Source organism: Pseudomonas sp. GW821-FHT03A09 (genome assembly GCF_059421065.1).
This window is the reverse complement of the sequence record NZ_JBWKUX010000003.1, coordinates 220,431-232,535: the sequence shown is the minus strand read 5'-3', so window position 1 is coordinate 232,535 and position 12,105 is coordinate 220,431. Positions and strand designations below refer to the sequence as shown.

Annotated in this window: 11 protein-coding genes; 6 read left to right on the top strand and 5 right to left on the bottom strand. The window is 61.6% G+C overall.

Annotated elements, in window-relative coordinates; all coding sequences use genetic code 11:
* Positions 1-23: 23 nt before the first annotated feature.
* The 3 genes from AC07V4_RS06350 to AC07V4_RS06340 all read left to right on the top strand — a co-directional run bounded on the left by AC07V4_RS06350 (position 24) and on the right by AC07V4_RS06340 (position 2,676).
* The gene (locus tag AC07V4_RS06350) at positions 24-1,145 is read left to right on the top strand and encodes a 2-aminoethylphosphonate--pyruvate transaminase (protein ID WP_492635537.1); all 1,122 of its coding nucleotides are present in this window, start codon (positions 24-26) and stop codon (positions 1,143-1,145) included.
* Positions 1,142-1,969, top strand: a complete 828-nt coding sequence (gene phnX / locus AC07V4_RS06345; RefSeq protein ID WP_492635538.1) for a phosphonoacetaldehyde hydrolase — start codon at positions 1,142-1,144, stop codon at positions 1,967-1,969. Before AC07V4_RS06350 ends, phnX begins: the two co-directional genes overlap by 4 nt.
* 113 nt (positions 1,970-2,082) lie before the next feature.
* Positions 2,083-2,676 carry a cytochrome b gene (locus tag AC07V4_RS06340; RefSeq protein ID WP_492635539.1) on the top strand — a complete coding sequence of 198 codons (594 nt, stop codon included), beginning with the start codon at positions 2,083-2,085 and terminating at the stop codon, positions 2,674-2,676.
* Positions 2,677-2,902: 226 nt separating this feature from the next.
* Here AC07V4_RS06340 and AC07V4_RS06335 read toward each other — a convergent pair whose 3' ends face one another.
* Complete coding sequence (locus AC07V4_RS06335; protein ID WP_492635540.1) at positions 2,903-3,787, bottom strand: 1-aminocyclopropane-1-carboxylate deaminase/D-cysteine desulfhydrase; 885 nt, start codon at positions 3,785-3,787, stop codon at positions 2,903-2,905.
* 57 nt (positions 3,788-3,844) lie between these two features.
* The gene (locus AC07V4_RS06330; RefSeq protein ID WP_492635541.1) at positions 3,845-5,884 is read right to left on the bottom strand and encodes an oxidoreductase; all 2,040 of its coding nucleotides are present in this window, start codon (positions 5,882-5,884) and stop codon (positions 3,845-3,847) included.
* A 212-nt stretch (positions 5,885-6,096) separates the two neighbouring features.
* Here AC07V4_RS06330 and AC07V4_RS06325 point away from each other — a divergent pair, with 212 nt between their 5' ends.
* Complete coding sequence (locus AC07V4_RS06325) at positions 6,097-7,227, top strand: carbon-nitrogen hydrolase family protein (RefSeq protein WP_492635542.1); 1,131 nt, start codon at positions 6,097-6,099, stop codon at positions 7,225-7,227.
* Positions 7,228-7,231: 4 nt separating this feature from the next.
* On the top strand, positions 7,232-8,260 hold the full coding sequence (locus tag AC07V4_RS06320; RefSeq protein WP_492635543.1) for an AraC family transcriptional regulator: 1,029 nt from the start codon (positions 7,232-7,234) through the stop codon (positions 8,258-8,260).
* 254 nt (positions 8,261-8,514) lie between these two features.
* Here AC07V4_RS06320 and AC07V4_RS06315 read toward each other — a convergent pair whose 3' ends face one another.
* Positions 8,515-9,312, bottom strand: coding sequence for a DUF2242 domain-containing protein (locus AC07V4_RS06315; RefSeq protein ID WP_492635544.1), 798 nt, complete (start codon positions 9,310-9,312; stop codon positions 8,515-8,517).
* Between the two features lie 89 nt (positions 9,313-9,401).
* Positions 9,402-10,301, bottom strand: coding sequence for a LysR family transcriptional regulator (locus AC07V4_RS06310; RefSeq protein ID WP_431749321.1), 900 nt, complete (start codon positions 10,299-10,301; stop codon positions 9,402-9,404).
* A gap of 116 nt (positions 10,302-10,417) precedes the next feature.
* Between AC07V4_RS06310 and AC07V4_RS06305 the strand changes: the two genes are divergently transcribed.
* Positions 10,418-11,593: an MFS transporter gene (locus AC07V4_RS06305; protein WP_492635545.1), complete on the top strand. Its 1,176-nt coding sequence runs from the start codon at positions 10,418-10,420 to the stop codon at positions 11,591-11,593.
* Here AC07V4_RS06305 and AC07V4_RS06300 read toward each other — a convergent pair.
* Complete coding sequence (locus AC07V4_RS06300) at positions 11,569-12,093, bottom strand: GNAT family N-acetyltransferase (RefSeq protein ID WP_495029358.1); 525 nt, start codon at positions 12,091-12,093, stop codon at positions 11,569-11,571. The genes AC07V4_RS06305 and AC07V4_RS06300 overlap by 25 nt on opposite strands.
* Positions 12,094-12,105: the final 12 nt, after the last annotated feature.

The following is a 12,105-nucleotide window of genomic DNA, read 5'->3' as shown; positions in this document are numbered from 1 at the left end:
CGACCGCTTCACGAGGAGCCGCAATGACCACGCCGATTCTGCTCACACCCGGCCCCCTGACCACGTCCGCTCGCACCCGCCAGGCGATGCTGGTGGATTGGGGTTCATGGGATGACCGCTTCAACCAGCTCACTGCCAGCGTCTGCGAGCAGTTGCTGGCGATCATCAACGGCGCCGCCAGCCACCATTGCGTGCCTTTGCAAGGCAGCGGAACCTTTGCCGTCGAGGCCGCCATTGGCACGCTGGTGCCACGCAACGGCAAGGTGCTGGTGTTGATCAACGGTGCCTACGGCAAGCGTCTGGCGAAGATCTGCGAAGTGCTCGGCCGCGAGTTCAGCACCTTTGAAACTGCTGAAAACGACCCCACCACCGCCGCCGACGTGGAGCGCCTGCTGCAAGCAGACCGAACCATCACCCACGTCGCGTTGATCCACTGCGAAACCAGCACCGGCATTCTCAACCCACTGCCCGAGATCGCCCAGGTGGTGAAACGGCACGGCAAGCGCCTGATCATCGACGCCATGAGTTCCTTCGGTGCCCTGCCGATCGATGCCCATGAAGTGCCGTTCGACGCGCTGATCGCCGCCTCCGGCAAGTGCCTGGAAGGTGTACCGGGCATGGGCTTTGTCTTCACTGACAAACAGGCGCTGGCCGCCGCCCAAGGCAACTGCCATTCCCTGGCGATGGACCTGTTCGACCAGCACAGCTATATGGCCAAGACCGGTCAATGGCGCTTCACCCCACCGACCCACGTGGTCGCCGCCCTGCACGAAGCGTTGTTGCAATACGCCGAAGAAGGTGGCCTGCCCGCACGCCATCAACGCTACGCCAACAATTGCCGGGCGCTGCTGGAAGGCATGGCTGAACTGGGTTTGCGCAGCTTCCTGCCGGCAGCGATCCAGGCGCCGATCATCGTCACGTTCCACGCCCCGCAAGACCCGCATTACCAGTTCAAGGAGTTTTATGAGCGGGTCAAGGCCAAGGGTTTCATCTTGTATCCCGGCAAATTGACCCAGGTGGAAACCTTCCGTGTGGGCTGCATCGGCCATGTCGACGCCGCTGAAATGCACGCCGCCGTCGCCGCCATCGCCGAGGTGTTGAACGCTATGAATATCAACCTTTCTTCTCTTGGATCACACGCATGAACTATCAAAACCCCAACACCCTCCAGGCCGTGATCCTCGATTGGGCCGGCACCGTGGTCGACTTCGGTTCCTTTGCGCCTACGCAGATATTTGTGGAAGCCTTCGCCGAATTCGATGTGCAAGTGTCCATCGAAGAAGCCCGTGGTCCGATGGGCATGGGCAAATGGGACCATATCCGTACCCTCTGCGATCAGCCGCAGGTCGCCGAGCGTTACCGCAAGGCCTTCGGCCGCACGCCGACCGACGATGACGTCACCGCCATCTACCAGCGCTTCATGCCGCTGCAGATCGAGAAGATCGCCGAACACTCGGCGTTGATCCCGGGCGCCCTCGACACCATTGCGCGACTGCGGGTGCAAGGTATCAAGATCGGTTCCTGCTCCGGCTACCCCAAGCAGGTCATGGACAAGGTCGTCGCCCTGGCCACCACCAACGGCTATATCGCCGACCACGTGGTTGCCACCGACGAAGTCCCCAACGGACGCCCATGGCCGGCACAGGCCCTGGCCAACGTGATCGCCCTGGGGATCGATGATGTGGCCGCGTGCGTCAAGGTCGACGACACCGTACCGGGCATCCTTGAAGGCCGCCGCGCGGGGATGTGGACGGTGGCCCTGACCTGCTCCGGCAACGCCCTGGGCCTGACCTACGAGCAGTTCCGCGCCCTGGACCCGGCGACCCTGGCCAGCGAACGCACACGTATCGAGGCCATGTTCAAAGGCTCACGTCCGCATTACCTGATCGACACCATCACCGACCTGCCGGCGGTCATTACCGATATCAACCAGCGCCTGGCCCGCGGTGAAATGCCGCAAAGCCACTGATAGAAGTCAAGACAACGGCATTGCGCCAGGCAAACCGCTCAAAACCGGCATACAGTTCAAGGACTCCGTCGCCAAAGAACGGAGGTATGCCCTGATGAGTGAGGAACCCAGCGATGCCGTGGAAAAATTCAGCTACGCGCTACAGCACCATGTCGATTGCGTTGCACTGGTTGATGGTGGTGCTGCTGGCGGTGGTGTACGCCTGCATTGAACTTCGAGGAATCTTTCCCAAAGGCAGTGGCGGTCGGGCGTTGATCGTGGAAATGCACTTCATGTTCGGCCTGACCGTATTTGTACTGGTCTGGCTGCGTCTGTTCGCGCGCGCATTGGGCGTTGCGCCGAAAATCGTCCCCGCACCGCCAGCCTGGCAATCACTGCTGGCGACCCTGATGCATATCGCGCTGTATGTGTTCATGATCGGCACGCCGATCCTGGGCTGGTTGATTGTCAGTGCCCAGGGACATACCGTGATGTTCTACGGGATGGAGTTGCCCCCCCTGATCGGCGAAAACAAAGACTTGGCCAAGCAGATCAAGGAATGGCATGAACTGAGCGGTACCGTCGGTTACTGGCTGATCGGGCTGCATGCGTTGGCAGGGATCTACCACCACTACGTCATACGCGATAACACCGCGTTGCGAATGATGCCCGGTGGGAAGGGGCTTACTCGCGATGGCGCTGATCCAGCCACCAAATTCGTCGACTGAAACACCGCTATCGGGGGCAAGCCCTAATGCCAGTCAGTTAAGAAAATCTACCGCGGCCAAACTCTTGCAGTGAGCGGGCTTGCCCCGCGCTGGGTGGCGAAGCCGCCCCAACAAGGACGCTGCGGTGTTTCAGAAACGCCGAGGTGCATGGGGGTGGGGCCGCTTCGCAGCCCAGCGCGGGGCAAGCCCGCTCACTACATGTGTATTCTACGTCCCGCTGCTTAACTTAAAAGCCTCGACGGCCTTGCAGGCCACCGGTGTGAACGAAGACCAGGCGAGTGCCGGGCGTAAAACGCCCGGTCTCGATCTGCTGCTTCAACGCCAGCAATGCCTTGCCGGTATAGACCGGCTCCAACGGCAGGCCGCAAGCGTGTTCCGTGGTTTCAATAAAGTCGAGTAACAACGGGTCGGCCTTGGCAAAGCCGCCCCGGCTGGCATCCAGCAACTCATACCCACCTTGCACGATAGCCTGCACGTTCTGCGCGATACCGTGATCATCCGGCACTGCCATGGCGCCGTACACCGGGTGCGCCCCTGCCCCTGCCTCCGCCAACACCAGCCCCGCCAATGTGGTGCCGGTGCCCGCCGCCAGCCACCAACCATCGTAGTCGGCCCAGCCCAACGTGCCCAACTGCGCGCGCACCTGATCGACCAGCACCCCGCAACCCGATGCACCGGCAAGCCCGCCACCGCCTTCGGGCACGGGATGGAGATCGGGATATTGCTCGCGCCAAGGTAGCCAGAAATCCGGCTCGTGCCGCGCACGATAGCCGCCATACCCCAACCAATGCAGTTCCATGCCAAAGGCTTTCAGATCGAGCACCGTGGGGGTGTCTTGAGGATGACCGCGCAACAGGCCTACGGTATGGAAACCAAAGCGTTTGCCCGCTGCTGCCAAAGCGTGCAAATGATTGGAATAAGCGCCGCCCAGGCTGATGATGCCACGGGCGTTTTGCGCCTGGGCCAAATGACCGAGGAGTTTGAACCACTTGTTGCCGCTGATCAGCGGGTCGATGCGATCCAGGCGTAACACGGCCAACTCGACGCCGTTCAGCCAATCCAGCGGCAGCGGTTCAAGGGGGACATGGGGCAGCCAATCGAAGGGACCCATCGGGAGGGATCTGCATGAAAAACGGGGCGGTAGTCTAACACCGCCCCGCTTCTGGGCTTACAGCTCGGCGGCGAGGCGTGAGCCCTGGTTGATGGCGCGCTTGGCATCCAGCTCGGCCGCCACATCGGCACCGCCGATCAGGTGCACGTTCTGGCCCGCGGCGACCAGGCCATCGTGCAGTTCGCGCAGTGGGTCCTGGCCGGCGCAGATGATGATGTTGTCCACCGCCAGCACCTGAGGTTCGCCCTCGGCACCGATGCGGATATGCAGGCCTTCGTCGTCGACCTTCAAGTATTCGACGCTGTTGAGCATCTGCACCTGCTTGTTCTTCAGACCGGTGCGGTGAATCCAGCCGGTGGTCTTGCCCAAGCCATCGCCGACCTTGGAGGTCTTGCGCTGCAGCAGGAACACTTCACGCGCCGGTGCGTGGGGTTGCGGCTTGATGCCTGCAACGCCGCCACGGGCTTGTAGCTGGGTGTCGATGCCCCACTCTTTCCAGAACGCTTCACGGTCCAGGCTAGTGGACACACCTTGATGCACGAGAAACTCCGAGACGTCGAAACCGATACCGCCGGCACCGATCACCGCCACGCGTTTGCCCACGGGTTTGCGCTCAAGAATCACATCCAGGTAGCTGAGCACCTTGGGGTTGTCGATGCCCGGGATCGCCGGAGTACGCGGTGCGATACCGGTGGCCAGGATGATTTCGTCATAGCCGCCCGCCGCCAGTTGCGCCACATCCATGCGGGTGTTCAGGCACAACTCGACGTGAGTGGTCTGCAATTTGCGCTTGAAGTAACGCAGGGTTTCGAAGAACTCTTCCTTGCCGGGCACACGCTTGGCGATGTTGAACTGGCCACCGATTTCACTGGCCGAATCGAACAGCGTCACTTGATGGCCGCGCTCGGCAGCCACCGTGGCCGCCGCCAGACCGGCCGGGCCGGCGCCGACTACCGCAATTTTCTTGATCTGCTTGACCGGCAGGTAATTAAGCTCGGTCTCATAGCACGCTCGTGGGTTGACCAGACAAGTGGTGAGCTTGCCGCCGAAGGTGTGGTCCAGGCAGGCCTGGTTGCAGCCGATGCACGTGTTGATTTCATCGGCCCGCCCGGCCGCTGCCTTATTGACGAACTCCGGGTCGGCGAGAAACGGTCGCGCCATCGAGACCATGTCGGCATCGCCTTCAGCAAGGATCTTCTCGGCGATTTCCGGGGTATTGATGCGGTTGGTGGTGATCAGTGGAATCTGCACCGCACCGCGCAGCTTGGCGGTGACTTTGCTGAAAGCGCCACGCGGTACTTTGGTGGCGATGGTCGGGATACGCGCTTCGTGCCAACCGATACCGGTGTTGATGATGGTTGCACCGGCCTGTTCGATGGCTTTGGCCAACTGCACGATCTCTTCCCAGGTACTGCCGCCCTCCACCAGGTCGAGCATCGACAGGCGGAAGATGATGATGAAGTTCGGGCCAACGGCTTCACGCACACGGCGCACGATTTCCACCGCCAGGCGCATGCGGTTTTCGTAGCTGCCGCCCCAACGGTCGGTACGGTGGTTAGTGTGCGCAGCGAGGAACTGGTTGATGAAGTAGCCTTCGGAACCCATGATTTCCACGCCGTCGTATTCGGCGACCTGGGCCAGCAACGAGCAGGTGACGAAATCCTGGATCTGTTTCTCGATGCCCTCTTCGTCCAGCTCTTTTGGCTTGAACGGGTTGATCGGCGCTTGAATCGCACTCGGCGCCACCTGCTTGGGGCTGTAGGCATAACGGCCGGCGTGGAGGATCTGCATGCAGATCTTGCCGCCCGCTTCGTGCACGGCCTGGGTCACTATCTTGTGTTTCTGCGCTTCTTCTTCGGTGGTGAGCTTGGCTGCGCCGGCATACACGCCGCCTTCATCGTTCGGCCCAATGCCACCGGTGACCATCAAGCCCACGCCGCCACGGGCACGTTCGGCAAAATAAGCAGCCATTCGTTCGAAACCGCCGGGCTTTTCTTCCAGCCCGGTGTGCATCGACCCCATCAGGGTACGGTTGCGCAAGGTGGTAAAACCCAGGTCCAACGGGGCCAGCAGGTGCGGGTAGGCAGCAGCGGTCATGGTCAAGCTCCACAACGGATCATCACGGGACGTGGCGCGCTCGAACGGCGCGTCATCGGTTTATGTCCCACAGACTAAGAGGCCATGGGTGACGGCTCAATGACTGAAACTGACAAGTTATTGATCCAAATGCACAGCGCCTCTTGGCAAGCCGCGCCATGGGCCCTACCCTAGTCGGCGAACCCTGCACCCGGTCTGTTGTCTGTTGCCCCATGCGTAAACTTCTAGCCTTCACCGTCACCATGGCCCTGGTTGCCGCCGTCGCCGCGTATCTGGTCTGGACCCAGGAGCGCCCTGTGGCGCATTACCTGTCAGACCTGCGCATCACCCTGGCTGTCAACGAAGGTGTGCCGGCCGATCGCGGTAATCTACTAGGCATCCAGCCAGAGCTGTTCCCCGCCGACTACCAGAGCCTCGAACGTCTGCACCTGAAACTCGCGGCCTACCTGCAAAAGGCCCGGGACCAGGGTCTGATCAGCAACAAGACTGTCGTGGTACTGCCGGAACATATCGGCACCTGGCTGATGCTGGGCGGCGAAAAAAACGAGCTGTACCAGGCCATCCACCTCAAGGACGCGATGAACTGGCTGTCGGCCAGCAACCCATTCCTGTTCGCCCGTGCCTGGCTCAGCGCCACCGGCGACAATCGGATGGACGATGCCTACCTGCGCATGAAAGCCCCGGCGATGGCCCGCGACTATCAGGTACTGTTCGGCGGCCTCGCCAAAGAGTTCGGCGTCACCCTGGTGGCCGGCTCCATCGCCCTGCCCAATCCGGTGGTGAACCAGGGCCAACTGCAAGTCGGTCATGGCGCGCTGTACAACGCCAGCCTGGTATTCGGTGCCGATGGTGCGCCCATGGGTCAACCCCAGCGTCAGCTTTTTCCCATCTATGACGAGCGTGGCTTTATCCAGCCGGGCGATGAAAATCAGATCAGCGTGGTCGACACGCCAGCCGGGCGCCTGGGCATCCTGATCGGCAGCGACAGCTGGTACCCGGACAACTACCGCAAGCTCAACGAACACGGCGCGCAACTGGTCGCTGTGCCTGCATTTGTGATCGGCCGCGACACCTGGGATCGGCCATGGCGTGGCTTCAAAAGCGTGTCCACGCCATCCGAAATCAGCCTCAAGCCCGAAGAACTCAGCGAAGGTGAAGCCTGGCGCCGCCTCACCCTGATCAGCCAGCAGCCCATCAGCCAAGCCACGGCGGGCATGAGCGTGTTCCTGCGTGGACAGTTCTGGGACCTGGGCACCGGTGGGCACAGCTTTCTGAGCAGCCGCGGGCAGATCACCACCGACAGCGACGCCCGTGGTGCGCGCCTGTTGAATATCTGGTTGTAATACCTTGAAGCCGGTACGCCTTGGGGATCTGTCAGTGGGCTTCGTACACACCCTGGCCGATGCTATCCACAGCCACGGCCTGGACCCGCAACCGCTGCTATTGCAATACGGCCTGGACCCGGCGCGCCTCGCCGAGGCTAGTGCACGCCTGTCGATTCCGCGCTATATGCGCCTGGGCCATGCGGCCATCCAACTGACCGGCGACCCAAGCCTGGGCCTGCGCATGGGCGGGCTCAGCCGCTTGAGCCAGGCCGGGCTGGCGGGTGTCACGGCGGCCCAGGCGCCCAATGTGCGTGAGGCCGCACGTACGTTGACACGCTTCGAAGCCTTGTACGGTTCCAACTATCGCGGGCAGTCGAGCTTTCATGAGGATGCCGACGGGGCCTGGCTGCGGTTCTATTCCATCAGCCCCTACAACACCTATAACCGTTTTGTGGTGGACTCGATCATCGCCGGCTGGCTGCACCAGTTGTCCAGCGTGGCCCAGCAACCAGTGTGTGCACAGCGCATCGACATCGAGTTCGAAGCGCCGGAGTACAGCGAGCACTACAACGCGCTCGGAGATGTTCATTTCGGCGCCGACGCCAACCAACTGCGCCTGAACCAGCCAACCTTGGCCCTGCGCAACCCACAGCACTGCCCAAGCACCTGGCACCTGTTGTTGCAGCTGTGTGAAAGAGAGTTGGAGCAGTTGACCCGCACCCGCAGCTTGCGCGAGCGCATTACCCGTTTGCTCGGGCCGATGCTCAATGGTGGCCGGGAACCCGACCTGGAAGAAGTGGCGGCTCGCTTGAAGCTGCCGACCTGGACACTGCGCCGCAAACTGGCCGAAGAAGGTACTCAGTTTCGCGCAATTCTCAACGATACCCGCCGCGACCTGGCCATGACCTACATTCGCGATACGGAGCTGGCGTTCGGCGAGATCGCCTACTTGCTCGGTTTTGCCTCAGCCCAGGCGTTTCAACGGGCGTTCAGACGGTGGAACGACCAGACCCCAGGGGAATTTCGCCGCAGTCAGCGGCATTCCGCCTGAAGTCGGTATTACAGCTCGGTGGCGTCATCGACCGGATCCAGCGGGTCCAGTTCAAACGCGTGGTACTCCAGCAGTTCTTCTTGATAATCGTCCATGGGTCACTCCTTGCCAGGTTCAATGTGGGTGCAGGTAAATGACCTGCACAACCAGCCTAAAGTGCCGTGATGACGAAAAAATGTCGACGTCATGACGTTCCTGCACTTGCACATTAAACGTAGCAGGGCTGCGGGAATTTATCCCGCAGGTGCCGGGACTTACTTCGCCGGAGTCGGCAGAGGGGGAATGGCTTCTGTCGGGGCGGGCAACGACGGGTTCGTTGCCGCAGGGGCTGTAACCGGCTCTGGCTGCGGGGCAATCGGCGCCGGCTGAGGCGGTGGTGCGACCGGTTCCGACACCACGGGGGCCGGTGTCTCTACTTTAGGTGCCTCGACCTTCTCTACGGGTACGGCGGCCGGTGCGGCCTTTGGCTCCGGCACACCCAGGTCAGTCTTGGGCTTCTCGGGAATATGCTCGGCCTCTTTCACTTCCTGGGGCAGGAACACGTCCACCAGTGCGAAGTAACGCTCGTAGAACTTCGGCGCCGAAACGGTCTCGCTCGCCACCTTCACCATCGAGTCATCGGTGGAGCCGATAGGCATCGACACAGAACCCAGGACACCCACCCCCAGGCTCGCGGAGTTGTTGACCTTCTTCAGCGCATATCGGTCCTGCAGGGCGTTGGCAAACATCGTCGAGTGATTGTTGCCCTTGCCATCATTGGCGCACACCACATTGAAACTGATCTGCATGTGGGTTTCGCCGGTTTGCTGGAAGCTCTTGTTGCCCACCACCAGTTTCGGATCGCTGCTGGTGATGATGTAGCCCTGGCTCAGCAATGCACGACGCGCAGCTTCGCAGGACGCGGTAGCGCTGACCGGATAATCACGGGAAAACGTACCGGAATCGTCGAAGTTTTCATGTTCATAAATAGCGGTTTTGGGCGACGAGCAGCCCGCGGCGCCCGCCAACACTAGCGCCAACCCGAGGCTGCGCACGTGAAATGATGTCGACATCGAAAATCCTGAGGAAAACAGTCAGGGCGGTATTGTGCAACAGAACGACGCCTTGGCGCGCGTATTCCTGTCGGTAAAACGTCACAGGTTCAAGCGATGGTGCCTGCCGGAAAAAGCCCTGCACACATATGATCAATAAACACGCGCAACTTGACCGATGCATGGCGACTAGAGGGCCATAGCATCCAGAAACTACCACGGTGTTCCAGGTACTCATCCAATACCCGTTGCAGGCGCCCCTGTGCCACGGCTTGGTTGACCATGTAATCCGGCAGGCAGGCGATGCCCAACCCTTCATGCACCACATGGTTAAGGGACTCGATGGTGGTGCTGACCAGCGGGGTGCGCAGGATTGGCTCCACGCCACCGGGGTCGAGGCGCAGCGGCCAAGGCTCCAGTTTGCCCGTCGCGCAAAACTTGTGGCGCAGACAGGCATGATCGTTCAAGTGCAAGGGATGTTGCGGAGTACCGTGCTCGTGGAAGTAAGCCGGCGTGCCCACCAGCACCAATTGGTAATGCCCCAGATGGCGAGCCATCAGCCGGGAGTCTTCCGGCTTGCCGGTGCGAATCACCGCATCGAAGCCCTCTTCGATCACATCCACCATGCGGTCGGAAAAGTCCACATCCAGCTCGATCTCAGGGTAGGCGCGCATAAAGTTGCTGAGTACCGGCATCAATAAACCACGTACTTGCGGAACGCTGATGCGCAGCTTGCCCCGAGGCGTTGCACTGGCTTCGGTCAGCTCTCGTTCCGCCGCCTCGACCTCGGCCAAAATGCGCCGGGTACGCTCAAGGAACAGTGCGCCTTCACTGGTCAGGGTGATGCTGCGGGTGCTGCGGTGAAACAGCCGCACGCCCAGCCGCGCTTCCATCCGGGCAATGCTTTTACCAATGGCCGAAGACGAAACCCCCAACACGCGCCCGGCTTCAGTGAAGCTACGGGTCTCCGCTACCTGCACGAATACCGAGAGGTTGCCCAGACTGTCCATGATGTGCCCCCGCATTACGGACAGTAACGTCCGATAAGTTCGGAACCTTAGCCTGTTTTTCCGCGGGCGGCAGCCCCCTACGCTACTTTCCTGCCCTCTTGCATGGATAGAGCATCATGACATCACTGACCGATTGCCCAGCCGCCACCCAACGTGACGCACTGCCGCTGGGAGGTTTGCTGGCACTGGCAAGCGCCGGCTTCATCACCATCCTCACCGAGGCCATGCCTGCCGGGCTCCTGCCGCAGATGGGCGAAGGCCTGGGTGTGTCGCCCGCGCTGGTCGGCCAATTGGTCACCCTGTACGCCTTGGGATCACTGCTCGCAGCCATTCCCCTGACACTGTTGACTCGGGGTTGGCGCAGGCGACCGTTGCTGTTGATCGCCATCGGCGGCTTTGCATTGGTCAACAGTGTCACTGCCCTTTCCAGCCACTATGGGCTGACCCTGGTAGCGCGCTTCTTCGCAGGCGTATTCGCCGGGCTGCTCTGGGCACTGCTGGCGGGCTATGCAAGCCGGATGGTCGCGCCGCACCTGCAAGGACGGGCAATTGCCGTCGCCATGCTGGGTGCCCCGCTGGCGCTATCCCTCGGTGTACCGGCTGGTACTTGGCTCGGAACCGTCGTGGGCTGGCGCCTGAGTTTCGCGATCATGACGGGTTTGACGCTGTTGCTGTTGATCTGGGCGCGCTGGCAGCTCCCGGACTTTGCCGGGCAAACCGCGCAGAAGCGCCTGGGCCTGGCCCAGGTGTTGACCCTGCCCGGAATTCGCCCGGTACTGTGGGTGACCTTTACCTATGTCCTGGCCCACAACATTCTCTACACCTACATCGCGCCGCTACTGGCGCCCGCCGGTATTGTTGCCGACATCGACCGGGTACTGTTGGTGTTCGGTGTAGCAGCGCTGTTAAGCATCTGGCTGACGGGTGCACTGATCGATCGGTGGTTGAACACATTGCTTTTGATCAGTTGCACACTGTTCGGCCTGATCGCCCTGGCGCTGGCGTTCTGGATCAACGTGCCCCTGGTCATCTACATCGCGGTGGCCTTGTGGGGGTTTGCGTTCGGCGGCCTGCCGGCATTGCTGCAAACCGCGCTGGCCAAATCCGCAGGGGAGTCGGCAGACGCGGCCCAATCGATGCTGGTGACCGTATGGAACCTGGGGATCGCCGGCGGTGGCTTGGCGGGTGGTATGTTGCTCCAGGGCTGGGGCGTCACCACCTTTCCGTGGGCGGTCGTCCTCCTGATGCTACTGGCCTTGGCGGCGTATCACAGGCTGCGCCCCAGCAACTGACCCGGCCATCCATCCACTTCAAACGTGGAGATGCGCTCATAACCACAGGACTCATAAAACCGCACCAACGCGCCGCTCCCACCGCCGTAGCAGTCCACACGCAAGCGGTTTACGCCCATGGCGCGGGCGCGGTCATCGGCGAAGGCCATCAGCCGCCGGCCAACGCCACGCACACCCTCATCGCGCGCGGCGATCAACAAGCGCACATACACCTCCGGCTCCGTCGCCGCAGGTACATATGACATGGACTCACCCAACACCAGAGCGGCCCGAACACGGCCGCCCGGTTCTTCGACCACCCATGCCCCGGGCATCGCGCAGGCTTCGGAAACTCGCGCAACCCGCTGGGGCGATGCCGACCAGGGCTCAGTGCCCCATTGGCCGTCATTGCCCATGGCAACAAACCAGGCAATCACTTCGTCGAACACCCGCAGAACCGCTGGGGCGTCCGCCACACTGGCACGACGTATGACCAAGTCCCCTCTTCCTTGAAGCAACATGCATGACACTCC

Bases quoted from the DNA above. Each gene is read 5' to 3' on its own strand.
- AC07V4_RS06350 (WP_492635537.1), top strand. From the start codon at position 24: ATGACCACGCCGATTCTGCTCACACCCGGCCCCCTGACCACGTCCGCT.
- phnX (WP_492635538.1), top strand. From the start codon at position 1,142: ATGAACTATCAAAACCCCAACACCCTCCAGGCCGTGATCCTCGATTGG.
- AC07V4_RS06340 (WP_492635539.1), top strand. From the start codon at position 2,083: ATGCCGTGGAAAAATTCAGCTACGCGCTACAGCACCATGTCGATTGCG.
- AC07V4_RS06335 (WP_492635540.1), bottom strand. From the start codon at position 3,787: ATGGGTCCCTTCGATTGGCTGCCCCATGTCCCCCTTGAACCGCTGCCG.
- AC07V4_RS06330 (WP_492635541.1), bottom strand. From the start codon at position 5,884: ATGACCGCTGCTGCCTACCCGCACCTGCTGGCCCCGTTGGACCTGGGT.
- AC07V4_RS06325 (WP_492635542.1), top strand. From the start codon at position 6,097: ATGCGTAAACTTCTAGCCTTCACCGTCACCATGGCCCTGGTTGCCGCC.
- AC07V4_RS06315 (WP_492635544.1), bottom strand. From the start codon at position 9,312: ATGTCGACATCATTTCACGTGCGCAGCCTCGGGTTGGCGCTAGTGTTG.
- AC07V4_RS06310 (WP_431749321.1), bottom strand. From the start codon at position 10,301: ATGGACAGTCTGGGCAACCTCTCGGTATTCGTGCAGGTAGCGGAGACC.
- AC07V4_RS06305 (WP_492635545.1), top strand. From the start codon at position 10,418: ATGACATCACTGACCGATTGCCCAGCCGCCACCCAACGTGACGCACTG.
- AC07V4_RS06300 (WP_495029358.1), bottom strand. From the start codon at position 12,093: ATGTTGCTTCAAGGAAGAGGGGACTTGGTCATACGTCGTGCCAGTGTG.